Below are 23532 nucleotides of genomic sequence, written 5' to 3'. Positions count from 1 at the left end.
ATTCGCCACCAAGGTAAACAATTGTCGTGCCACCGCATAGGTGCGGTCGGGAGGCGCCCGATTGAGCAGAGGGCGCGCGAAGCTGGCGCGTGTCGCGCAAAGATCGCGCGCCGAACGTCCGTCCCGCGCGCGTCGCGCTGATGCCTGGACGCTGCACTGATGTCCGCGGACCTCGCGCGTCTTGCGTTCACGAAAGGTCCTGCGCGAAAAGGGGACGCACGTTCTCGGGTCCCTCGTTGCGGGGGTTGTTGACGCGGGTGGAGACGGGCGTGACCACAAGGTCGTCCCCGATGCGCGCCTGTACCATCGCCTGCAGGACATCCGCTCGTTGCTCGTCAGGATCGAGCCAGGAGCCGTAGGCGTCCGGGGCGAGGATGACGGGCATGCGATCGTGAACGTCCGCCACGGCCGCGCGGGCCTCGGCCGTGAGGATGGTGAAGGTATCGAGCGTGCTGCCCTCGGCGTTCTTCCAGCGCGCCCAGAGGCCGGCGAAGGCGAACGGCTTCTCGTCGGGCATGTGCATGCGGCAGGGCTGCTTCTTGCCGGTGCCGAGTTTTTTCCACTCGTAGAAGCCGTCCGTGACGACGAGGCAACGCTTCGACTTGAAGCTCGACCGGTACGCGGGCTTCTCGGCGGCGGTCTCGACCCGGGCGTTGATCATGCGATCGCCGATCGAGAGATCCTTGGCCCACGAAGGAACGAGCCCCCAGCGCGCGAGCTCGAGCGTGCGCGGCGCGCCGGGCGAGAGGACACGCACGATGGGCACGTCCTGCGTGGGCGACACATTGAAGCGCGGCGAGAGGAGCGGGATGTCGAGGACCCCGAAAAGGGGCCCGAGCAAGTTCGGCGCGACGTTCGTCAGGGTGTATCGACCACACATGGGAACATCCGAAACTTCGGGAAGCAGCGGAGCCTGCGTACGCGGCGAACGGGTCTCGCGAGACGCACGCGCCTCGGGCCGTTCGTACCACATCGAGGGGCGCCCGTGGGGAGGAGGATGCAAGCGTCCGCGGGGGGAGGCGTGTTGACAAGGAGGCGAGCGGCGGCGACGATGCCGCGGCCGATGGCGATCCACGCGCTCTCCCGTGACGATTTGCTGGTCCTCGTCGACGGTTTCCTCGATGCGTTCAACCGGGGAGACCTCGACGCCGTGATGCAGCATTTCACGGAAGATGCGCTCTACGTGACGTACGACGGTAAGGAGCACCGGGGCAAGGGGCGGATCCGCGCCGCATTCGAGCCGCAATTCCGGGGGGAGTTCGGCCGGATTTCATTCATCACGGAGGACCGGCTGCTCGACGAGGAGGCCGGGAAGGCAATGGTGCGCTGGACCTGTCGGCACGAGCTCGAAGGAGGCCAGACAGCGCTGCCCGGGCTCGCCGAGGTGCGCAACCTCCTGTTCCGCGGGGTGTATGGGCGCGTGTTCGCGTGGCAGGGGCTCGACGTGCTGCATTTCGAGGGGGGCAAGGTGCGGGAGAAGCGAACGTTTTCGCACGCGCACGTGCCGCTCGGGCACGGGGCGAGGTAGCAAAAACCCCTAGGACCCGGGCGCCGCTTTCGCTACCGTCGGCGCGCTTCCCTGATGCTGGGACGACTCGACCGACCGTCTCTCCTCGCCGCGGCCCTCGCGCTCGGGGCCTGTACACGCCCGGCGCCCACGCCCGCCCACGCGAAGGCCGGTCCAAAGGAAGCGCCGTCCCTCGGGCTCGACGCGCCGCTCGTGGGCGGGGCGCGGCTGTTTCATACGGCGGTCGACGAGTCGTTCTGGGTGTCGCACGAGGCGGACCGGGACCGGCTGGTGTCGGCGGGCGTGCGGTTCGAGCTCGCGCCCGACAGCGGCGAGGTGCTTTCGGCGGCGTGGGACGTGGATCTGTCGCTGAAGAGTGATCCGCTCGTCGGGTCGCTCGCCGTGGCGCCGCACCTCGGCGGCGGGTTCGTCCACTGGAGCCGCGCGCGGGTGTTTCGGTCGGACACGTTCACAGGGCCACTCCGGCCGGTCGCGCTCGGCGGCGCGCTCGGGGTCGGGGCCGTGCGCGGGGCGAGGAGCGGGCTCGACGCGGTGCTCGTGTTCGGCGAGGCGGGGACGGCAGCGCTGCGGAAAGGGAGTGACGCGCTGGAAGCGGCGAGCGAGGCAGGGCTCGCGGACTTCGCGGCGCTCGATGGGAAACGCGCGGTGCGCGTGGACTACCTCGGCCGGCTCGCCTCGACGGGGGACGGGGGAGCGACGTGGAATGATGCGGCGGGCGTCGCGGGCCTCGGGAGCAAGACGTTCCTGGTGCAGCCGGGCGCGCTCGCGGTGGAGACGTGGCAAGGGCGGCTGCCGCTCGGCGCGGACGGGCGGTTCGGGCCGATGGATGGGGCGCAGCACGGATCGTCGCACGGGCGCGGGTTCGAGCCGATCTTGCCAGGATCTCGGGCGGACGATCGGAACGCGTGGTGGATCTGGCGGGATACGCCGCCGATCCAGGCCGCGGTGCTCGGCGGGGCGAGGGTCGCGGCGGGGCGCGCGCTGGCGGTGAACCCGTCGGCCGTGGGCGAGGTGGATCTCGCGCGGGGCACGCTCCTCCGCACGGTGACGGATTTTCCGCAGCCGGGGCTCATGTGCTCGGCGGTGGCGGGGCCCGAGGCGCCGCTCGTCGTGTGCGGCTGGGAGATGTACCAGGACACGAGCTCGTACGTGATGAGCCTGCGGGACGGGGCATTTCCGCCGGTCCTGGAGCGGGCCTTCAGCGACGACGGGTATTTCGTGGCCGACGACGCGGGCGCGCTCGCGTTCGTGGGGTCGTGCAAGTTCACGCCGCGGATGCTCGATATGAACGATCCGTCGCGCATGGATCTCGGCAGCGAGATCCGGCCGGCGACGCGGATCTGCGTGCGGCGAGGGGCGGACGAATGGGTCGAGCACACGATCGAGCTGCCGCCCGGGCAGGAGGTGTACGGCTGGGCGCCGCGGCGGGACGGGACGGCGGTGGCGCTGGTCATCGATCCACGCTTGGAGGGTTTGCCCGAGCCGAAGGTCGACGAGCCACGCGTGGTCGCGCAGGGCGGCGTGCGGATCGTGCGGGTGCCGGCCGAGGTCTCCGGCATGGTGTTCTCGCGGCCCTCGTTCAATCCGTACGGCATGTATTCGGGCGGCATGCGTGGGCCGCTCGGGCCGCTCGTCGAGCGGCGGTTCCAGGTGCGCGAGGACGGCTCGGTCGAGGGCTGGCTGGTGTCGCCGAACGGGGGCGAGGTGGGCGGGGTGTTCACCGGCGTCGTCGTGGATCCACGCGGGCGGGTGACGGCGTTCGCCCCGCCGCCGCGGGTCCTCGGCATGATCACGACCGGCGACTTCGGCGTGGCGCTCACGCGGGACGGCGATCTGTACGAGACGCTCGATCACGGCCGGAGCTATCGAGCGGCGGGGCGGTCGCCGCTGCCGCCCGCGGCGTTCGGCGGCTTCTGCTCGCCACTCGGGTGCGCGATCGGGCCGGTGACGCGCCTCGGCTGGGGATCGACCGGCGCGGCGCCGGTGGTGTACCCGGCCAAACCCTACGAGGAGCCGGAGGTGAAGGCGCCGGTGCGGCTCGCCTGCACGCCGGCCGGCACGCCGGAGGTCGTCCCGGAGGCCGCGCTCGTGCCGGACAAGGGCAAGTTGTCGTGGCAAACGGGGCTCGGCGACCTGGTGACGCTCGTGCGCGAGGTGGAGAATACGCCCGAGGAGGCCGTTCCGGCGGGGCCGTCGGCCGATCTCTTGCAAGCGCTGCCGCCGGAGGTCCTCGCGCAGCTCCCGAAGGACGCGCTGCAGGCCTTGATGAAAGGCGCGCAGCAGGCCGGACAGGCTCCGCCGGCGTCCCCCGGAAAAACGCCGGGGAAAACGCCGCCTCGAAAGGCCAGCGCGGCGCCACTCCGCACGCATTCGCTCATGATGCGGATGCCGTTCGAGCCGGGCGCGCCGCCGCTCAGGATCGACGCGACGGGCGCGGAGCTCGAGGAAGCGCGGCGCGTGGTGGTGACGCCGCTGCTCGCGCCGAGAGGGGACGTCGCGCTGCTGTTCGTGACCGACAGGAACGAGGTCGTGGTAACGAACGAGCGCACGACGACGCTGCCACTCTTCGAGCCACGGCGCTACGCGATGAGCGAGAACTCCGTCGGCGCCGGGCTTCTGCTCGGGCCGGAGCGCGTGCTCGTGCTGGGCGAGACCCGCCGGCGCATGACGTTCGAGGAGCACGGGCAGGCGCCGACGAGGCCGCCGGTCTTCATGGGCCAGGAGCGCGACAGCGGCGGGCGAAGGCCGGTGACGCTGGCGCGGCGGGACGATGGGGCGATCGGGATCTTGCTCTGGGACGGGAGCCCGCCGCACGTGATCGCAGTCGCGGAGCTCGATCCGGCCACGCAGAGCCCACGGCCGCGCACGGCGCTCGCGCCATGGTCGACCGCGACGCCGGCCGACGATCCACGCTGCAAGAAGGCCAAGGGCTGGCGCGCGCTCGTGCCGATGGAGCCCTCGTGGTGGCTCGGGATGGATACACGCGCGCTGCCGGGCATCTCCCTGCGCGCGGCAGGCGCGGCGCTCCTGCGCTGGACGGAGGAGCGGGTGTGCGTGGAGGCGCTCGACCTCGGAGCCGAGCGGCGGCCCGACGACATCACGCGCAGCGAGGGAAGCCTGGTCGTGCGGTGGGAGGCTTCGGGCTCGAAACGCCGCGGCGCCGTGCTCCAGGCGGGCGGGCTTCGGCAAGCGCTCGACTGCAAGCTCGAACCGGCGCCGGAGGAGCGAGCCCGATGAAGCGCGCCGCCCTCACGTCGGCCTGCGCGCTCGTCGTGGCCGCGGCGAGCTGCACGCAGGCGCGGCCCGAGCCGATCACGCCGCCGTCTGGGCAGAAGGCGCGTGCGGCGGAGAAGGCGTCGCCATCGGCTTCGACGCTGGGTCCGCCGCGCTGGGTCGTGCCGATGGCGACAGATTGGATCGAGCGGACCGAGGCCGGCGTCGATCGGTCGCTCGCGAGCGGTCGCCGGGTCGAGTCGCGCGGCGCCGACGTGATCGCGACGGCCAAGGACACGGCGGAGTTCGACGGAGCGACCGCGGCCCCTTCGTGGACCGTCGCGCCGGCGGCGCCCGCGCGGTACGTGCTCTTTCGGGAGCGCGAGGTGTTCGGCGCGGCCGAATGGCTCGGCGAGGCGCGTTCACTCGGGAAGCTGCCTGCGGCCGTGCAACGCACGTTCGACTGGGTCGACGGCACGGGGCTCGTCACGGCGGCCGGCGTGTTCGTGGTGTCGCCCGCGGGCGGGCCGCCCCGGAAGCTCGACCTGCCCGGGTTTGCCATCGGGCTCGCGGCAGACGCGCGCCGCGCGCTCGTGCTCACGGTGTTCGGGCATGCGCGCCTCACGATGGACGGCGGCGCGACGTTCCGCGACGTGTCGGCCGAGCTTCCGGACGCGACGGAGATCGAGGTCCGGGGCGAGGATCTGCACGTGCTGCTCCGGGGCGAGGAGAGCCGTCTCGTCGACGCGCGCGGGAGCATCGTGTCGGATCGTGCTCCGCAGGGCCCGACGCGCCACGCGCCGCCGCCCGACCTCGACGATCGCTGGCCCGAGGAATCCGCCGTGTCGGCCCTCGACGCGGCGGCCGCGTACGGGCTGCGCTGGCTCGAAGGGGACGCCCTCACGGTCACGGAGGGCGCCGTCGCGCGCGTCGACCTGCGCACGGGCCGGGCAACCGCGCTGCTCTCGATCGAAACGGGCGACGACACGTGCATGCCGCTCCGCGTGAAGGACGGCGCGCTGCTCGTCTGCGAGTCGCCGAGCCGCGCCACCGTGCTCGATCTGGCGAGCGGCGGGCGCATCGAGCGCACGTTCGATCTGCCGGACGCGCCGAGCTGGGATCGGTTCGTGGTCGCGGACGGCGAGGCGCTCGGCTTCGTCGGCCCGTGCGAGGGCCCCGCGCCGGGCTCGCCTGCCGACGTCGTCGCCTCGGCCTCGCCGACGAACGCCTCGAACCAGCGCAGCCCGGTTTTCTGCGTGCGGAAAAGCCCGGGCGTGTGGGTCGAGCACACGCTCGCGCCGGCCGACGCGAGCGACGTCGTCGCCTGGATTCCCCGGGCCGAGGGCGCCGCCGTGGCCCTCGTGGCCATCCCCGGCACGTTCCTCCACGGCGCGCCCCGCGTCACCGTGCGCGGCGCCCTCCGCGTCGTGCGCGTGGCCCGCAACGAGCCGCCGCTCGACATCACCACGTATTCCTCCTCGACGACCGCGCTGCTCACCCGCGCGCTCCACGTCACGCCCGACGGCACGATCGAAGGCTGGCTCCCCTCGGGGCACGGCCCTTCGAGCCTCGCGGCCGTCACCATCGACCCCGAGGGCCGCCCGCGGCAGCACCCCCTTCCGGCGCAGACCGTCAGCATCGCGACCTCGGGCCGCTTCGGCCTCGCTCGCACCGAGACCGAGCGCCTGTTCGAGACCACCGACCATGGCCGCACCTTCCGCCCCATCGCGCCCCCGCCGAGTGGTGGATCGTCCGAGCCCATGTCGTGCAGCGAGATCGGCTGCCAGGTCGGCACGTTCGTGCGGATCGGCTGGAACGACGGGTCCGAGCCGGCGCTCGAGGACACGACCCCGCCAAAGCCGAACCCCGACTACCAGCGCCCGATCCCCGAGCCCCCGCTCGTGCGCCTCGCCTGCCGGTACGCCGGCCCGAGTGAGGGCAAACGGATCCCCGATTCGTTTGGTCTCGGCTACACGAAAACGCCGATCGCTCGCGCGGCGCCCGGCCGGATCGGCTTCACGGGCGGGATGCTCATCCCCCTGAACGGCCCGCAGCCCGCGGGCATGACGGGCGACGCCGAGATCGCGTACGTGCCCCTGCTCGACCTCGCGGCGCCGATCACCCGCGCCACGATCCCGCTCTCGCGCCTCGGCCCGACGCCGTTCCACCCGTACGAGATCCGGCTCGGCTACGTGCTCGACGGCGCGAAGGTGCGCGCCGTGGCCACCTCGGGCCTCGGCCGCTGCGCCGCTCCGCTCGTCGACGACGCCGGCCTGACCATTCCCATCGGCGGGTGCGTCGACGATCCCACGGTGGGCGTCGTGCACGGGAGCCGTGTCCTGCTCGTGACGGGGAGCGGCGGCGATCAGGCCGTCTCCGCCGTGGAGCTCCCGAAAACGACGCGCACGCCCGGCCGCGCCGTTCTCTCCGGCGCGCGACGCGAGCTCGGTTTGCTTTATCCGCCCGAGGGCGCGGGCCGCTTCGACCTCGCCGCTGGCCTGCGCGGGCAGGACCCGGTCGTCGTCGCCGTCGACGCGGGCGGCGAGGCCGTGCTCGCGCCGCTCGACCCGGATCGAGGCACACTCGGCCCCGAGAAGCGCCTCGCGTCCCTCGCGGACCTCGCCGCCGCCTCGGATCCTCGCTGCGCGCCCGAGCCCGACGACGCCCGCGTGGTCCTGCCCTTCGACACGAAGATCGGCCTCGCCCAGGGCTCGCTCCTCGGCGTCACGGCGAGCGGCACGGCGGGGTTCGCCGTCCTGCGCTGGTCGCCTTCGCGCGTGTGCCTCGAAGCCGTGGAGCTCGCGGTCCGCGACGATCGCCACGAGCCCGAGCTCGGCTACTACGACCCGCCGGGCACGGTCCGCAAGGTCGTCGCTCGCTTCGATGGCAAGGGGCCCGGCAAGGGCACGCTCGTGGTCCTCGGCTTCGGCGCCGAGGTCCGCCAGCCGCTCACCTGCGAAGGCATCGTCCGATGAAGAAACGCGCCTTCCCCCGGGCCGCGTCCGTCGCCCTCGTCGCCCTCGCCGCCTGTTCCGCGAAGCCCGAGCGCCCAGGCGCCTCCGCCCCGCCGCCCTCGCCGCTGCGCCCGAAGCCCACCGCCGCGCCCGAGCCCCTCCTCGGCCCGGCCCGGTACGTCCTCGCCGAGGGCGTCGGCGTCTCCTTCGACGAGGCCGGCCGCGACTCCGCCTTGCCGCGCCGCGAGCCCGCCCTCGCGTCCGGCCATCGCTTCCTGCTCGATGGCGGCCTGGTCCTCGCCGAGGCGCCTGGCCCCGAGGCTTTGTACGGCTTCCGCTCCCTGCCGGCGCGCCTCGGCGGCGGATACGTCTTCTGGTCCGACGCGCGCACCTACCGCGCCGACACCTTCCTCGGCGAGCTCCGCCCCATCGCCCAGATCGCGGCCGAGGGCGGCGCGCGCCCCTGGCTCGACACCCTCGTCCTGCGCACCGACCTCGGCCTGCTCGAGCTCGACCCCCGCGCCGCCACCCCCGACCTCCGCCGCACCGACCTCGCCCGCTTCGCCGAGGCCTTCTCCCTCGACGGCAAGCACGGCGTCCGCCTCGACGCCTTCGGCCGCGCCGAGATCACCACCGACGGCGGCAAGACCTTCCGTGACCTCACCGCCGAGCGCAGCGTCCGCATCTTCGCCCTCGAGGAAGGCGAATCCGGAAAGCTCCTCCTGCTCACGGGCGCCGGCCGCCAGCCCACGCTCGCCCTCGACCCCGCCAAAGGCCTCGTCCCCGTCGTCGCGGACCCGCCGAACGACCTCGGCTGGGGCATGATGACGAGCCCCACGGAGGACACGCTCCCCTCGAGCCGCCGCCTCGCCCCTCCCGAGCTCGCGACCGCCGTCTTCGCCGGGGCTCGCCTTCCAGGCGGCCGCGTCCTCGTCACCCGCGAGCAATCCGTTCGCGTCCTCGCCCTCGCCACGGGCCAGGTCCTCGACGACGCCCCCCTCACCAACGTCGCCGAACCCTTCGCACATTGCCAGCCCATCCCCCGCGGCGCGGACGTCCTGCTCGCGTGCACCCATTCCCACGGCGCCCACGTCCTCGCCCTCCAGGACGACCCCTCCGCGCCGCGCCTCGAAGCCACCTTCCCCGAGCCGTCCACGTTCATCGCGGGCCAAGGCCCGCGTTTCGCCTTCACGGGCCGATGTGGCGCGCTCGTCCCCACGGCCGCCGATTTCCGGGGCGCCCCGCCCGTGAACGACGCGCAACCGAAGCTTTTCGGGCCCAGCGAGTTCGAGCGCGAATTCACGACGCCCCCGGCAGACCCGCCCGAGCCGCTCGACCCGACCCCCGCCGACGAGGCCTACGTCTGCGTCCGCAGCGCCGACGGCGCCTGGACCGAGCGACGCCTCACCGGCGAAGACGCGACCCATCTGTACCGGTTCCTCCCCGGGGACGGCGGTACAGCCACGGCCCTGGTCTTCCGCAGCAAAGACACGAAAACAGCCTCCAAACCCGCGCCCGAAGGCGTCCGCATCCTCCACGTCGACCCTGAGGATCCCGCCCTCGGCGGCGCCGCCTTCCCGGCCGCCCCGACGCCCATGGAGGAGCCGCCCTATCGCTCGATCGACCGCGATTTCTGGCTCGACGAAAAAGACGGCTCCATCCACGGCTGGATCGTCCTCCCGCCCGAAGACGAGTCCGCCGAGGACGCCGAACGCCCCGACCCCATCCCCCAGGGCCGCTCCGAGCGCATGCTCCCCGTCTCCACGCGCCTCGGCGGCCGCTTCGCCGGCGTCCACATCCATCCTGACGGCCGCGTCGAGGTCCATCCCCTCCCGCCCGGCGTCGTCGAAGTCATCCGCGGCGGCCCCTTCGCCCTCGCCCGCGCCGACAACGACGGCGCCGCCACCTACCACGAGAGCACCGACGGCGGCCGCACCTTCCGCCCCGTCGTCGCGCCCCCCGTCGGCGAGCTCAACGCCCCCTACGACGCGAACATGGTCCAGGGCTGCTCCGAGCTCGGCTGCGCCCTCGGCGACGGCGTCGTCCGCCTCGGCTGGGGAAGCCCCGCCCCCGCCGCCCCGCTGGACACACCTCCCGACATCGCCTCCGCCCCCGAGCCGCCCGTCAAGCGCCTCGGCTCGCTCCCCCTCCGCTGCCGCCTCGAACGACCCGGCGCCCCCGCGCCCCGCGGCGACAGCAAGGCCGACGCCGCGCCCCTCCCCGCCTCGCTCCGCACCCCGCCTGGTGTCGCCGTCGGCCTCGTCCGCGCAGGCAGCTTCACCGTCGACGTCGGCCTCCCTTTCGACCCGCGCCCTCCGCGCCGTGCCACCTTCAAGGCCCCGTCCCTCACCCGCGTCGAGGGCGCCATCGTCCCCGTCCTCCTCGCGACCGACGCCTCGCCCGTCGGCCTCTTCCTCCGGACCCCCGAGCTCCGCTTCGACCTCGGCCTCCCGGGCAGCCCGAGCCGCGACCCCGTTCCCCTCCAGCACAACGGCGTCTTCACCGCCGCCGCCGACCTCGGCCGCGGCGACCTCCTCACGCTCCAGGCCGGAGACGGCGAGCTCTTCCTCCTCCGCGGCGGCCTCCTCCGCCGCTTCACCCAGATGGGCCGCGTCCCCGACGTCACCCGCCATCGCCTCGGCCTCGCGCGCCGCCGCGGCGACGCCGCTTCCCCTCGGCTCGCCGTGAGCGCCGTCTCCGGCACCTCCGGCGACATCCTCCTCGCCGACCTCGACCTCGCCCGCGCGACCCTCGGCCCCGTACGCGCCGCCGGCAGCCTCACGAACCTCGACCCCTCCCCGGCTTGCCGCCCTGACCCCGACGCCTATCGCCTGCTCGCCGAGGTCCTCGTCGACGTGCAATTCGATCCGCCCGACCCTGACCACGACGCCCCGAGCCTCGGCGCCACGGCCCTCGTCGCCGTCTCGACCGGCCGCACCTGCCTGGAGGGGCTCGAGGTGCGTTTCCCCCGGAACAATACGACCCTCGTCGTCCGCTTTCCCTCGCCCGGCGCATCCCTCGTCCGTGGGGCGGGACGCAGCGACGCGGGCGTTTGTTCGAGCCCGTGAGCAGGGCTTCCGCTCTCGCCTACGCCGCCTTCGCCACGGGCCGGGCCTTCGCGAAGAGCTCGATCATCACCCGATTGAAGGCGGGGATATCGTCCGGCTTGCGACTCGTCACGAGCTGGCTGTCGTTCACCACCTCCCGATCGACCCACGTCGCGCCCGCATTCACGAGGTCCGTCCGGATGGACGGCCACGACGTCACCTGCCGGCCGCGCACCACGTTCGCCTCCACCAGCATCCATGGCCCGTGGCAAATGGCCGCGACGGGCTTTCCGGTATCGAAGAACGTGCGCACGAACTGAACGGCCTCGAAGTTCATCCGCAGCTTGTCCGGGTTCATCACCCCGCCGGGCAGGAGCAATGCATCGAAATTCTCCGGCCCGGCATTCGCGAGCTCCACGTCCACGCCGAACGAATCGCCCCATTGCGTGAAGTTCCAGCCACGCACCTGCCCGCTCACCGGCGACACGATCGCCGTCTGCGCGCCTGCCCTGTCGAGCGCTTGCCGCGGCTCGGTCAGCTCGACCTGCTCGAAGCCGTTTTCCACCAGAATGGCCACCCGCCTGCCCGTCAGCTCGTTTGCCATGACACCCTCCGTTCCACGGCCCCGCGCAAGCAAGGCATCTGCCATGGACGGCGCGGGACGAGCCCACGGGCCCGTCGTCAGAGCTGGAAATTCCCTGCGGCCTCGGGCTGGTAGGGCACGGCGAGCACGCGCAGCCGCTTGGGGCCGGCAGAGGGCATCGGCCACGTGATGCCCTGGCCCACGGAGAGACCGAGCAGCGCCGTTCCAATGGGCGAAAGGATGGACACGCGCCCATCCTCGACACGCGCGTCCCGCGGATACGTGATCACCACCTCGCGGCGCTTTTGCGTCACCTCGTCCAGGTACAACACCAGGCTGTTCATCGTCACCACGTCGGGCGGCACGTTCGGCGGCGCGACGAGCCTGGCGCGCGCGAGCTCCCGGTCGAGCGCCTCCGCGGCCGCGCGCCTTTGGCCTTCGAGGTGGAGCTCGACGACCCGGTGAAGGCGCTCTGCATCCTGGGTCGTGATCACGAGGCTCGGAGCGATGGGGAACATGGGCGTGGACCTCTCGGGGCATGAAAGGAATGCGGACCGGTCATTCGTCCGACTCGTCGTCCTCGCCCTCCTCGACGAGGACCCCGGCGAGCGACCGCAATCCGACGACACAAGACACGAGGAGCCCGAGCTTCACGAAAAGCACGAGCTCGGGGCGCGTGAGAAAATACGAAAACCTCATCGTCCCCTCCTGATCGAAATCGTGGACGACTGGCATCGCGAGCACGCACGAATGCACCGGGCTCCCGGCGCTCACCGGCGCGCGCGAAACGAGGGCAGGCGATCCGTAACGGCCGAAATCACGGCCTTCGTGACGCTGCCCCGACTAGGGTTCGGCGCGCTCGGGCGGAGGGCCCCTCGCCAGATCAGGCGCGCGCCGCTCGGTCGCCGAGCGCCTCGGATCGAGCCGATCGGCGGCCTTCACGTGCTTCGCGCGGCTCATGCCACGCCCGAACATCAGGAGGCCTGGATCTGGAGGCTCGTTCACGTCGCAGCCGCTCACGATTCGCGCTGCGGAGCTTTTCCCCAGGATCCTCTTCATGGCTGCCGACGCTCGTTCTTCACCTTCGGAGACGAGGGCGAGAAAGGCAAGCGTAAAGATTTCGCCGCCCGTTATGGAGCGCGCTCTTCATTCGCCCCGCCATTGCGTCGACGGCCACGTCGTTCCGTCCGGACGACCCCGTCCATCCCATCTGGTCACCCGGCTCCGAAGCCCGTACGATTTTTTGTCATCAGCCTGCGGCCCCTCTCGTTGGTCGGGCGGAGGCACCGATGACCCTGTCACTCTTCTCCCGCAACGCCCCCTCGTCCCCGAACCTCGCCCCGGCCGCGCCCTCGAACGGCGCGCGCCTCGTCACGACCGACGGCCGCGCCCTCCCTCTCCGCGGCACCACCCTCCAGGCCGACGCCCAAGGCGGCATCGCGCGTGTCATCCTCGAGCAGCGCTTCGCCAACCCGTACGAAGAACCCCTCGCGGTCACCTACAGCCTCCCGCTCCCGGAAGGCGGCGCCGTCAGCGCCTTCTCCTTCCGCATCGGCGATCAGCGCATCGTCGGCGACGTCCGCGGCCGCGCCGAAGCACGCGAGCGGTACGAGCGCGCCCTCGTCGAGGGCAAGAGCGCCGCGCTGCTCGAACAGGACCGGTCGAGCCTCTTCACCCAGGAGATCGGCAACATCCCGCCCGGCGCCGAGCTCGTCGCCGAGATCGTCATCGACCAACGCCTCGCCTGGCTCGACGAGGGCGCCTGGGAGTGGCGCTTCCCCACCGTCGTCGCGCCCCGTTACCTCGGCGAAGAGGGCCGCGTCCCCGACGCCGCGCGCATCACGCAGGACGTCGCCGACGGCCCCCTGCCCGCGCGCCTCGGCCTCACGTGCCTCATCCACGACACGCTCGCCGCGGGCAAGCGGCCCGAGTCCCCCTCGCACGCCCTCGAAATCAGCGGCGACCCGAAGCAGGGCATCGTCGTGAACCTCGGCGCCCGCGCCGGCGCGCGCCTCGATCGTGACCTCGTCGTCCGCTGGAGCATCGCCACGCCCAAGGTCGGCCTCTCGCTCGACACCTCGCGCCGCGCAGGCGACGCCGCGCAAATGGCCCACGGCCTGCTCACCATCGTCCCGCCCGTGGCCTCGCCCTCGCTCCGTCCCGTCACGCGGGATCTCGTGGTCCTGCTCGACACGAGCGGCTCCATGCATGGCGAGCCGCTCGATCAGGCCCGCCGCGTCGTCGCGGCCCTCATCGACACGCTCCACGACGACGACCAGCTCGAGCTCATCGAATTCTCGAGCGCGCCGCGGCGCTGGAACGACGCGCCCGTCCGCGCGACCGACCTTGCCAAGCGCGAGGCCCTCGCCTGGCTCCGGGCGCTCCGCGCGTCCGGCGGCACCGAGATGCGCGCCGGCATCCTCGAAGCGCTGCGCACGCTCCGGCCCGACGCGCAGCGGCAGGTCGTCCTCGTGACCGACGGCCACATCGGCTTCGAGACCGAGGTGCTCCGGGCGATTTTCGACCGCCTGCCGGCCTCGTCGCGCCTGCACACGGTGGGCGTGGGCTCGGCTGTGAACCGCTCGCTCACCGCGCCGGCCGCGCGCGCGGGACGCGGGATCGAGGTCGTGATCGGCCTCGGCGAGGACCCGGAGCGGGCCGCCGCGCGCCTCGTCGCGCGCACCGCGGCGCCGGTGCTCGTGAACCTCGACATCTCGGGCTCGGCGCTCGTCGAGCACGCGCCTCTGCGCCTGCCGGATCTCTTCGCGGGCGCGCCGGTCCTCGTCGCGCTCGCGCTCCGCCCCGAGGGAGGCAGCCTCCTCGTCCGCGGACAGACCCGCGAAGGAACCTGGGAAAAGCGCCTCGACGTCCCCGCCATCGAAGCCGGCGACGACAGCCCGGCAGCGGCGCTTTTCGGCCGCGAGAAGGTCGAGGACCTCGAGCTCGCCCTGGCCCGCGGCGGCGATCGGCGCACCCTCGACGACGCCATCGAGCGCATCGGACTCGATTTCAAGATCGCCACGCGCCTGACCTCGTGGATCGCGGTCACCGAGCAGGTGACGGTGGATCCCGACGACGCGCTCCGGCGCGAGCGCATGCCCCACGAATTGCCGCACGGCATGTCGGCGGAGGGCCTCGGGCTGCGGCCAGCGCGCGCGGCCGCGGGCGGAAAGACGAAAGGGAAGATCGACCTCAAAGCGCGGCTCGGCAAGACAGCGCCCGAGGCGAAGCTCGACCCGACGGATGATCTGATCGCGGGCCCGGCCCCCTCGCTCCCGCTGCCGGCCATGGCCGCGCCTCGCAATCTTCCTGCGTCGGCCCCGCGTCCGGCGACCCCGGTGATCCCGCAGAACAACATGCCGGAGCCGTCCCCCCTCGTGGATACGCAGCTCGCGCTAGCGACCGCGCCCAAGAAACACGCCTCACGCCTTCCCGTCGTCCTCCTCGTGCTCCTTTTGCTCGCGCTCCTCGCCGGCTTGCTTTACGCCTTCCGCAAGCCCGCGGCGCCGCCCGACTCGCCGGGCAAGCACGGCCTCTTGCCTGCGCCCGTCACCTCCATCGCCCCCGCGTGATGCTCGATCTCGACGTCCACCTCCCCGCCATCGCCGCCGGCGACGCCGACGCCTTCGGGCGCTGGATCGCCGGCGCCGAGGGCCGCGTGCGTGACAGCCTCCGGCCCTACGCGACCCGCGTCGACACCGAGGCCGTCCTCCAGGAAACCCTCCTCCGCGTCTGGCAAGTCGCGCCGCGCCACGCAGCGGACGGCCGCCCCAACAGCCTCGTCCGCCTCGCCATCCGCATCGGCCGAAACCTCTGCATCGACGACCTCCGCCGCGCCCGCCTCGCGCCGGTCGAAGACGACGACCTCGACGAAACCCGCCTCGAGACCTTCGAGCCCCGCGCCCCCGACCCGCTCCTGCGCAAGCTCATCGCGCATTGCCACGAAAAACTCCCCGACAAGCCCGCCGAGGTCCTCGGGGCCCGCCTCGCGAGCGGAGGCGCCGAGCCTGACGAGACACTCGCCGAGCGGCTCGGGATGCGCATCAACACGTTCCTCCAGAACTTCACCCGCGCGCGCAAATTGCTCGCCGAGTGCCTGGAGAAGCACCACGTCAACCTGGAGGCAGAGCTCCGATGAGCGGCAACCCGGGCGACGACCGAGACGCGCTGATCGAGGCCCTCGCCGGCGCCTACCGGGCCCGCGGCCCACTCGGCGAGGTGCGAACCCACCCGGCCTTTCACGACCTCGACGAGGCGGGCCGGGCCGAAGCATTCGAGCTCGCGCGCAGGCAACGTGTCGTGGAGGCGGCGCTCGATCCGGACGGCCTCTCGACCACGGCGCGGGCCGTGCTCGCGCGGATCCGCGGCGGCTAGGACATCGATCCAAGCAGACGAACTCGTCCCGCCCGGCGCGTGCATGATACCGTCGCGCCATGCACGACGTCCGTTCCACCCCGAAGGATCGCCGGAGCACGGCCCGCCGCGCCGTGGCCCTCCTCGTCACCGGCTTTGCCATCGTCGCTTGCGGCGGCAACGCGAACTACCCCGACCGGCCCGACGTCACCACCGCGCAGGCCGCGTGGTGCGACGCCCTCGCCAAGTCCGAGGGCCCGGGCGGCGCCTGGGATCGCATGACCGAGTGCCGCACGGCCTCCCCCACCGCCTCAGCAGCCTACATCCGCGTCATGACGAAGTGCTACTTCGAGCGCGTCGAGGAGGCCAAGGCGTCCGGCGATCCCGCCGCCGCCGATCGCGCCCTCCTCCTCTCCGAGTGCAACGACAAGGCCCTCGTCGATCTCCCGATGAGCGGCCCCGGCGTCGACGAGGTCATCGACGCTCGCTGCAACCGCGCCACGCGCTGCGAGAAGGTCGAGTTCGCCGAGTGCAAGGCCGCCATGAAGCGCCTCGAGCCCGCGCAGCAGGCCATGTTCACCACGCGGTACAACGCCTCCGCGCTCCACGACATCGCGAGTTGCCTAGGCGGCGGCTGCGGCGACAACGAGGAGCAAGCCCAGGCCGATTGTTACAAGGGCGCCGAGGACAAGCTCCTCTGGTTCCCGTGATCCCTCGAACCTGATAGGTTGGTCCCACCATGAAATCAGCGCTCGCATTGCAGCCACAGCCTCGTCGTGCGGCGATCCTCCGCGCGCTCTTCGCCGCCCTCGCGCTCGCATTCGTGCTCTTCGCGCCGACCGACGCGCGCGCCGCAGGCACCGTCGCCCTCGCCACGCGCGAGCCCGAGGAGGTCAACGGCAAGTGGAAGCTGAACTTCACCATCAACTACGGGGCAAAGCCGGACATCGCGTACATCCCGATGATCTTCAGCTTCACGCCCACCGTGCTCTACGAGCGCTCGCTCACGGACCAGTCCCCCGAGCGCCCGCTGCTCACAAAGCTCCCGCTGAAGAACCAGCCGAGCATCAACGAGAGCATGGACGTCGGTTTCTCCGACGCGAGCGGCAAGGTCTTCAACATCACGAAGTTCGACTTCGTGATCCGTCGTGACAAGGGCTTCGAGGCCGGCGAATACGACCTCAAGATCACCCGCCAGACCGACGGCGCCCAGATGGGCCAGACCATCAAGCTCATCCTGAAGGGCGACAACCCCGTCGTCGATCGTCGCGCCATCGTCTTCGCAGGCGAAAAGAAGAAGAAGCCCACCGAGGAGAAGAAGGACGACGCCTCGGCCGAAAAGAAGGAAGGCGAGCCCGCCGCCGCCGCCGCCGAGGCGCCCACGGAGCCCGCAGCCACGGGCGAGACGCCCACCGAGGCGCCCCCCGCCGAAGCCCCCAAGCAAGGTGGCTGCGGCTGCCGCGTCGCCGGCCTCCCCGCCCCCTCCTCCGGCGCGCCCCTCGCAGCCCTGCTCCTCGGCGCCGCCTTCGCGCTTCGCCGCCGCACCTCCCGCTGACGGGGGCCGTTGCGCTGGGGCGTTGCCCCAGGCCCCACCAGGGGCTCTCCGCCCCTGGACCTGGACCAGCGCAAGCGCTGGACCCGGGGTCGATGAACTGCGCGATGCGCAGTTCATCGAACAGGCCGAGTCAAGACCACCCACCACCCTGCCAAGCAAGACAGCCGCGCTGCCCTGTCGATGGGCGACGCGGTCCAACGGGCCCGTTGGAAGAACTGCGCGAAGCGCAGTTCTTCCACCACGAGTCCAGCGCTTGCGCTGGTTCGGGTCGAGGGGCGAACAGCCCCCGCGGGGTCCGGGGCAGCGCCCCGGCGCGACGGCTCTGCTCGGCGTACTGGCCCTCTCCGCCGGAAAATTGCCACTTCGCCCTGCAGAGCTCCTCCGCTCAGTGGTATCTTGCGGCTTCTCGCCCGCCAGGCACGGCCGGCGACCCACACCGGGAGATGGGCATGCGCGGACGCTTTGCATTCCTTGGTATCGTGAGCTCGCTCGGCGCGGCGATGTTCGCTTATGGCTGCGGCGCCACCAGCTCGAACAATGGAGGCGACGGCGGCGACGCCGGCGACTGGGGCAGCACCAGCACCAGTCAGGGGGGAGGGGGCGGCGAAGGCGGCTGTCTCTTCAACTGCGGCTCGGGCGGCAATGGGGGCGACCCGAACGTCCAGGCGCTCATCATCACGCCCCTCAACCCCACGCTGAACGTCATCGACCTCAACAAGCCGACCCAGATCTTCACCGTGAAGACCCAGGCTGGCCAGGACGTGACGAACCTCGTCTCGTGGGTCTACGAGCGGCCGGACATCGGCGACATGACCGGCGCGACCTTCATGCCGACCGGCAATGTTGGCGGCACCGGCGTCCTCACGGCGAAGCTCAGCAACGCCGTGGCGAACACCAACGTCACGGTCAACGTCAAGAAGACCGTCAACGGGGCGGGCCTCGATCCTGCGCAGCAGGCGGCCTTCGACAACCCCATCGGCCCTGACCCGGGCATGTCGATCGTCTACCCGTACCACGACACCGTCTTCCCGCTCGGCGTCCTCGCGCCCGAGATGCAGTGGAACGGCGCCTCCGGCACCGAGATCTACCGCCTCAAGATCACCGAGAAGCACATGGAGTACGTCTCGTACTTCCAGACCGGCGCGCCGGCTCGGTATCTGATGGACCAGAAAGACTGGGAGTACATCGGCTCCTCCGGCACGGGCGCGCAGAGCGACCCGATCATGGTGCAGCTCTCGCGCCTCGCGCCCGGCGGCGGCGCGTATGCGCCCACGAGCCAGGTCTGGCACGTCGCGCAGGGCCGCGTCCGCGGCGCCGTGTATTACTGGGAGCTGCCCGGCGCCTGCGGCGGCAATTCGAACGGCCGCATCCTCAAGATCAAGCCCGACTCCGCCACGCCCGAGGAGTTCTTCAACCCCGGCGGCTGCTGGGGCTGCCACAGCGTCAGCCGTGACGGCAAGACGATGATGGCCACGCTCGACACGGGCTCGCCCTTCCCGCAGATCACGGTCGACCTCACGCAGGTCCCGGCGCAATACGGCGCGATCCCGCCCGGCTCTGGCCTCGGCGGCACGTTCAGCGCCTTCAACCACACGAGTGACAAGATCCTCGTCAGCAACGACGCGGCCTTGAACCCGAGCAACGCCATCCTGCGCATCGTCAACGCGGCCGGCGGCGCCGTGCTCAACAGCAACGCCATGGGCACCGGCTGCGGCGAGCCGGCGTGGTCGCCGGACGGGAACAAGGTCGCGGCCATCTGTGGCCTCGGCGGCGGCGGCTGGGTCTTCGACGCGTCGAGCGGCTACCTCGCCGCGGGCGACGTCGCGGCCGACGGCGTCACGGTCAGCAACGTCCAGCCCATCGTCTCGCAGGCCGCGGGCAGCGGACGCCCGGCGTACCCGAGCTTCACGTCCGACAGCCAGTATATCGCGTTCGGCCGCCCCACGTCCGGCTCGCGCTCGACGGGCAACGGCGACCTCTGGCTCGTCAAGCCCGACGGCACGGAGCTGAAGAAGCTCGCCATCGCCTCCAGCGACAACAAGAGCTTCAACCCGGTCTTCGCGCCGCAGCGCGCGGGCGGGTATTACTGGCTCGTCTTCATCTCGCGCCGCGACTACGGCAACACGCTGGTCAACACGAACCGCCAGCAGCTCTGGATGACGGCGATCGACGACCCGCCGACGGCGGGTGATCCCTCGCATCCGCCCTTCTACATGCGCGGGCAGGAGGGCTGCGGCCTCTCCGAGAACGCGTACATGGCGCCGGAGCCTTGCAAGGAGCAGGGCGAGACCTGCGTCACGGGCGCCGACTGCTGCCTCGGCCAGTGCGTCAAGGACCCGGCGAGCGGCGCGTACGTCTGCGGCGAGCCCCCGCCGCCAGGCTCCTGCTCCGAGACCGGCAACGCCTGCACCACGAAGGCCGACTGCTGCAACCCGGCCGACGAGTGCATCGACGGGTTCTGCGCGCAGAAGCCCCCGAAGTGACCTCCCCCTCCCCCTCCCTCCCTCTCCGCGCGGCGGAGTAGGGAGGGGGCTCCCGCTTGTCATCCCTGTGCCCGATCGATCGGGCGTCGACGTTCTCACGATCACCCCCGCGTGCGATCGATCGGGCGTCGGGGTAGTCGCCTTCATCCCCACGCCCTGTCGACAGCGCGTCGGGGTAGTCGCCTTCATCCCCCTGCCCTGTCGACAGCGCGTCGACGTAGTCCCCTTCATCCCCCCTGCCCTGTCGACAGCGCGTCGGGGTAGTCGCCTTCATCCCCCCTGCCCGATCGACAGCGCGTCGACGTAGTCCCCTTCATCCCCGCGCCCGATCGACAGCGCGTCGGCATGGTCGCCTTCATCTCTGCGCCCTGTCGACCGGACTTCGGGGTGATGCCCTTGCCTCGCCGGAGGTATGTCCATAACGACCGACAATCCACGCTCATCCTCGTTCGCACGAAACGATTGGACGTCGCCCTCCCCTGGCTTCACGAATCCCCTTCGGGGAGGTCACATCATGAGCGATATCCAAGAAAGCCCCTTCGCGGGCCGCATCCACGGAATCGATCACCTCACGTTGCCCGTCGGCGATCTCGCGGTCGCCGAACGTTTCTACGTCGGCCTCCTCGGCGCGAAGGTCCTCATGCGCGTCACCCCCGAGCTCCTCGCCTCGCTCGGCCGCACAGGTGACGCCGCGCGCAGCACCCACATCACGATCCAGCTCGGCACGGCTCGGATCGACCTCTTCCCGCAGGGCCACGGCTGGCCGGCGGCCACGCAGGACCACCCGCACATCGCCTTCGCCGTCGCGGCCGAGGACATGGTCCCGATGAAAAACGCCCTCGAAGCGAACGGCGTCGCCACCGAAGGGCCGCGCCGGCTCGGCTCACCCGGACAGGCGTCCCTCTATTTCTACGATCCCTTTGGCAATCACCTCGAGCTCACCTGCATGGGCTTCCCCGGCGACCTCCCCACCGGGGCCCCCGACCTGCACGAGCTCGCGCGGCGCGCCGGCCGCGCCTGAGCGGCGCCCTCGTTTCCCGAGCAGCCGGTCGCACGCCGCGGGGAGCACGATCCTTCGTCTCTGGCATACTCCGCCCGTGCAACCCACCATCCTCCTCTTCGACATCGACGGCACCCTCATCGACACGGGCGGGGCAGGCCGTCGCTCCATGGAGCGCGCCTTCGAGTGCGTCACCGGCCGGGCCGATGCGTGCGCGCACTTCTCCTTCGACGGCATGACCGATCGCGCCATCGTCCGCCGTGGTCTCGACGCCGTCGGGGCGAGCGCCGACGAACCCTCGATCGACCGCGTCCTCGAAGCCTACCTCGAAGCCCTCGTCGCCGAGGTCGCCGCCTCCACCGGCTACGTCACCCACCCCGGCATCGACCACGTCCTCGATCGAGCCGCTCGTGTTCCTCACATCGCGCTCGGCCTCGGCACGGGCAATGTTCGGGACGGCGCCCGTATCAAGCTCGACCGCGCGAGCCTCTTCGATCGTTTCTCCTTCGGCGGATTCGGCTGCGACGCCGAGGAACGCGCCCGGATCCTCGATGCCGGCGCCCGGCGCGGCGCCGAGCAGCTCGGCAGGGACCGGGGCGATTGCCGCGTCGTCGTCATCGGCGACACGCCCAAGGACATCGCGGCGGCGCATGCCATCGGCGCCGAGTCGCTCGCCGTCGGCACGGGCAGGTTCGTCCCGGGAGAACTCGCGAAGGCCGGCGCCACGTTCGTCTGCGACAATCTTCTTTCGCCGGGCGCCTTCGCAATGCTCTTCCCCGACGCCTAGTTTCCGGATTATACCGGGCAAAACCTCGGAGCCCGGTCCATGAAACTACGCCCCTACGCCTCCCTCGCCCTCACCTTCCCGCTCGCGTTCGCCGCCGCCGCCGTCGTCGCGTGTAATTCCGAGCCACCCCCGCCCACGTCGACCCAGGCCCCGACGGCCAAGCCGGGGCAAACCCAGGCGCCCGCGGCCGAGAAGCCGCCCACGGCCGAGGAGGCGCACGGGTTCACCCTCCGTGTCAACGACGACCTGAAGAAACTCTGGACCGCCTCGGCACGCGCGGCCTGGGTGAACAAGACGTACATCACGGACGATACGACGGCGCTCTCGGCGGCAGCCGAGGAAGCGAACATGGAATACCTCGGCACGGCGATCACGGGCGCGACCCGGTTCGACGGCCTGAAGCTCGACGAGCCCGTCGCGCGGCAGCTCAAGCTCATCAAGCTGTCGAGCACGCTGCCCGCGCCGCCGGACCCGAAGAAGCGCGCCGAGCTCGCGCAGATCGCCGTCTCGATGGAGGCCGATTACGGCAAGGGCAAATACTGCCCGCCGCGGCTCGAGGGCAAATGCCTGAACCTCGACGAGCTGTCGAACATCATGGGGAAGAGCCGCAAGTACGACGAGCTGCTCGACGCCTGGACGGGCTGGCATTCGATCGCGCCGCCGATCAAGGAGCGGTACACGCGTTACGCCGAGCTCGGCAACGAGGGCGCGCGCTCGATTGGCTTCAAGGACATGGGCGCGCTCTGGCGGGCCGGCTACGACATGACGCCCGAGGCCTTCGAGGCCGACACCGAGCGCCTGTGGACCCAGGTCAAACCGCTCTACGACGAGCTGCATTGCCTCGTCCGCGGGAAGCTCCGCAAGCTCTACGGCGAGGACAAGATCGGCGCAAAGGCCCCGATCCCGGCGCACCTGCTCGGCAACATGTGGGCGCAGGACTGGTCGAACCTCTACGACCTGGTCACGCCGTACCCGAAGGAAGCGTCGATCGACGTGACGAAGGCGCTCGTCGACAAGAAGGTGGACGCGATTGAAATGGTGAAGATGGGCGAGCGATTCTTCACGTCGCTCGGCCTCGAATCCTTGCCGAAGACGTTCTGGGAGCGCTCCATGTTCGTGCGCCCGCGCGACCGGGAGGTCGTCTGCCACGCGAGCGCCTGGGACGTCACGTACGCCGGCGACATTCGCATCAAGATGTGCATCGAGCCGAAGGAGGAGGATTTCATCACCATCCACCACGAGCTCGGCCACAACTATTACTACGTCTACTACCACACGCTGCCGGTCCTCTTCCAATCGGGCGCGAACGACGGCTTCCACGAGGGCATCGGCGATACGATCGCGCTCAGCGTGACGCCTGGGTATCTGAAGACGATCGGTCTGCTCAAGGACGCCCCGGAGAACCCGAAAGCGGAGACGAACTTCCTGATGAAGCAGGCGCTCGCGAAGATCGCCTTCCTGCCGTTCGGGAAGCTCATCGATCAATGGCGCTGGGACGTCTTCGCGGGCAAGACGCCGCCGGACAAGTACAACGAGGCGTGGTGGAATCTGCGCCAGAAATACCAAGGCGTCGCGGCGCCGGTGCCGCGGAGCGAAAAGGATTTCGACCCCGGCGCGAAGTTCCACGTCCCCGGCGGGACGCCCTACACGCGATATTTCCTGGCGCACATCTACCAGTTCCAGTTCCACCGCGCGCTCTGCAAGGCGGCCGGTCACACGGGCCCGCTGCACACGTGCTCGATTTACGGCAACAAGGCAGCCGGCGACAAGCTCAAGGCCATGCTGGCGATGGGCGCGAGCAAGCCCTGGCCAGAGGCAATGAAGGCAATCTCCGGCGAGACCCAGGGCGACGCAAGCGCGATCCTCGAATACTTCGAGCCGCTGCGGAAGTGGATCCGCGAGGAGAGCAAGGGCGAGACCTGCGGCTGGTGAGGGGGCGGAGCGGGGCTTTGCCCCGCACCCCAGCAGGGGGCTGTCCGCCCCCTGCACCCCGGACCAGGCACGGCCTGGACCGAGGGCCGAGAAACCG

The 23532-nt window shown here is 71.2% G+C and carries 18 protein-coding genes; 13 read left to right on the top strand and 5 right to left on the bottom strand.

Annotated features, from left to right (window positions below; genetic code table 11):
• Nucleotides 1-187: 187 nt before the first annotated feature.
• Nucleotides 188-880 carry an SOS response-associated peptidase gene (locus KEG57_RS21830; protein ID WP_272458767.1) on the bottom strand — a complete coding sequence of 231 codons (693 nt, stop codon included), beginning with the start codon at nt 878-880 and terminating at the stop codon, nt 188-190.
• Nucleotides 881-1063: 183 nt separating this feature from the next.
• Between KEG57_RS21830 and KEG57_RS21825 the strand changes: the two genes are divergently transcribed.
• Genes KEG57_RS21825 through KEG57_RS21810 form a run of 4 tightly spaced genes read left to right on the top strand, consistent with a single transcriptional unit; the run spans nt 1064 to nt 10763 of the window.
• Complete coding sequence (locus KEG57_RS21825; RefSeq protein WP_272458766.1) at nt 1064-1528, top strand: YybH family protein; 465 nt, start codon at nt 1064-1066, stop codon at nt 1526-1528.
• Nucleotides 1529-1582: 54 nt separating this feature from the next.
• Complete coding sequence (locus tag KEG57_RS21820; protein WP_272420968.1) at nt 1583-4765, top strand: hypothetical protein; 3183 nt, start codon at nt 1583-1585, stop codon at nt 4763-4765.
• Nucleotides 4762-7716 carry a hypothetical protein gene (locus KEG57_RS21815; RefSeq protein ID WP_272458765.1) on the top strand — a complete coding sequence of 985 codons (2955 nt, stop codon included), beginning with the start codon at nt 4762-4764 and terminating at the stop codon, nt 7714-7716. Before KEG57_RS21820 ends, KEG57_RS21815 begins: the two co-directional genes overlap by 4 nt.
• Nucleotides 7713-10763 carry a hypothetical protein gene (locus tag KEG57_RS21810; protein WP_272458764.1) on the top strand — a complete coding sequence of 1017 codons (3051 nt, stop codon included), beginning with the start codon at nt 7713-7715 and terminating at the stop codon, nt 10761-10763. The genes KEG57_RS21815 and KEG57_RS21810 overlap by 4 nt, the downstream gene beginning before the upstream one ends.
• Before the next feature lie 19 nt (nt 10764-10782).
• Here the strand turns inward: KEG57_RS21810 and KEG57_RS21805 are convergent, their stop codons facing one another.
• From KEG57_RS21805 to KEG57_RS21790, 4 genes are all read right to left on the bottom strand, one after another.
• Nucleotides 10783-11346, bottom strand: coding sequence for a type 1 glutamine amidotransferase domain-containing protein (locus KEG57_RS21805; protein WP_272420965.1), 564 nt, complete (start codon nt 11344-11346; stop codon nt 10783-10785).
• A 77-nt stretch (nt 11347-11423) separates the two neighbouring features.
• On the bottom strand, nt 11424-11843 hold the full coding sequence (gene rnk / locus KEG57_RS21800; protein WP_272420964.1) for a nucleoside diphosphate kinase regulator: 420 nt from the start codon (nt 11841-11843) through the stop codon (nt 11424-11426).
• Between the two features lie 40 nt (nt 11844-11883).
• Nucleotides 11884-12024, bottom strand: a complete 141-nt coding sequence (locus KEG57_RS21795) for a hypothetical protein (RefSeq protein WP_272420963.1) — start codon at nt 12022-12024, stop codon at nt 11884-11886.
• A gap of 144 nt (nt 12025-12168) precedes the next feature.
• Complete coding sequence (locus KEG57_RS21790) at nt 12169-12384, bottom strand: hypothetical protein (protein WP_272458763.1); 216 nt, start codon at nt 12382-12384, stop codon at nt 12169-12171.
• 230 nt (nt 12385-12614) lie between these two features.
• Here KEG57_RS21790 and KEG57_RS21785 point away from each other — a divergent pair, with 230 nt between their 5' ends.
• The 9 genes from KEG57_RS21785 (at nt 12615) to KEG57_RS21745 (ending at nt 23435) form a co-directional block, all read left to right on the top strand.
• Nucleotides 12615-14897, top strand: a complete 2283-nt coding sequence (locus KEG57_RS21785; RefSeq protein ID WP_272458762.1) for a VIT domain-containing protein — start codon at nt 12615-12617, stop codon at nt 14895-14897.
• On the top strand, nt 14894-15463 hold the full coding sequence (locus tag KEG57_RS21780) for an RNA polymerase sigma factor (protein ID WP_272420960.1): 570 nt from the start codon (nt 14894-14896) through the stop codon (nt 15461-15463). Before KEG57_RS21785 ends, KEG57_RS21780 begins: the two co-directional genes overlap by 4 nt.
• A complete protein-coding gene (locus KEG57_RS21775) occupies nt 15460-15699 on the top strand; it encodes a hypothetical protein (RefSeq protein ID WP_272420959.1) in 240 nt (79 codons plus the stop codon). Before KEG57_RS21780 ends, KEG57_RS21775 begins: the two co-directional genes overlap by 4 nt.
• A 59-nt stretch (nt 15700-15758) precedes the next feature.
• Nucleotides 15759-16388 (top strand): hypothetical protein, encoded by a 630-nt coding sequence (locus KEG57_RS21770; RefSeq protein WP_272420958.1) that lies wholly within the window; start codon nt 15759-15761, stop codon nt 16386-16388.
• Between the two features lie 29 nt (nt 16389-16417).
• Nucleotides 16418-17233: an MYXO-CTERM sorting domain-containing protein gene (locus KEG57_RS21765; RefSeq protein ID WP_272420957.1), complete on the top strand. Its 816-nt coding sequence runs from the start codon at nt 16418-16420 to the stop codon at nt 17231-17233.
• Nucleotides 17234-17682: 449 nt separating this feature from the next.
• Nucleotides 17683-19716, top strand: a complete 2034-nt coding sequence (locus KEG57_RS21760) for a TolB family protein (protein WP_272420956.1) — start codon at nt 17683-17685, stop codon at nt 19714-19716.
• 514 nt (nt 19717-20230) lie between these two features.
• Entirely contained in the window at nt 20231-20737 is a 507-nt protein-coding gene (locus KEG57_RS21755; RefSeq protein ID WP_272420955.1) for a VOC family protein, read from the top strand.
• A 76-nt stretch (nt 20738-20813) separates the two neighbouring features.
• Nucleotides 20814-21503 (top strand): HAD family hydrolase, encoded by a 690-nt coding sequence (locus KEG57_RS21750; RefSeq protein ID WP_272420954.1) that lies wholly within the window; start codon nt 20814-20816, stop codon nt 21501-21503.
• 39 nt (nt 21504-21542) lie between these two features.
• Entirely contained in the window at nt 21543-23435 is a 1893-nt protein-coding gene (locus KEG57_RS21745) for a M2 family metallopeptidase (protein ID WP_272420953.1), read from the top strand.
• Nucleotides 23436-23532 lie beyond the last annotated feature (97 nt).

This window comes from Polyangium jinanense (genome assembly GCF_028435365.1).
The sequence above is the reverse complement of the archived record's forward strand: the minus strand, read 5'-3'. Positions and strand labels throughout refer to the sequence as shown.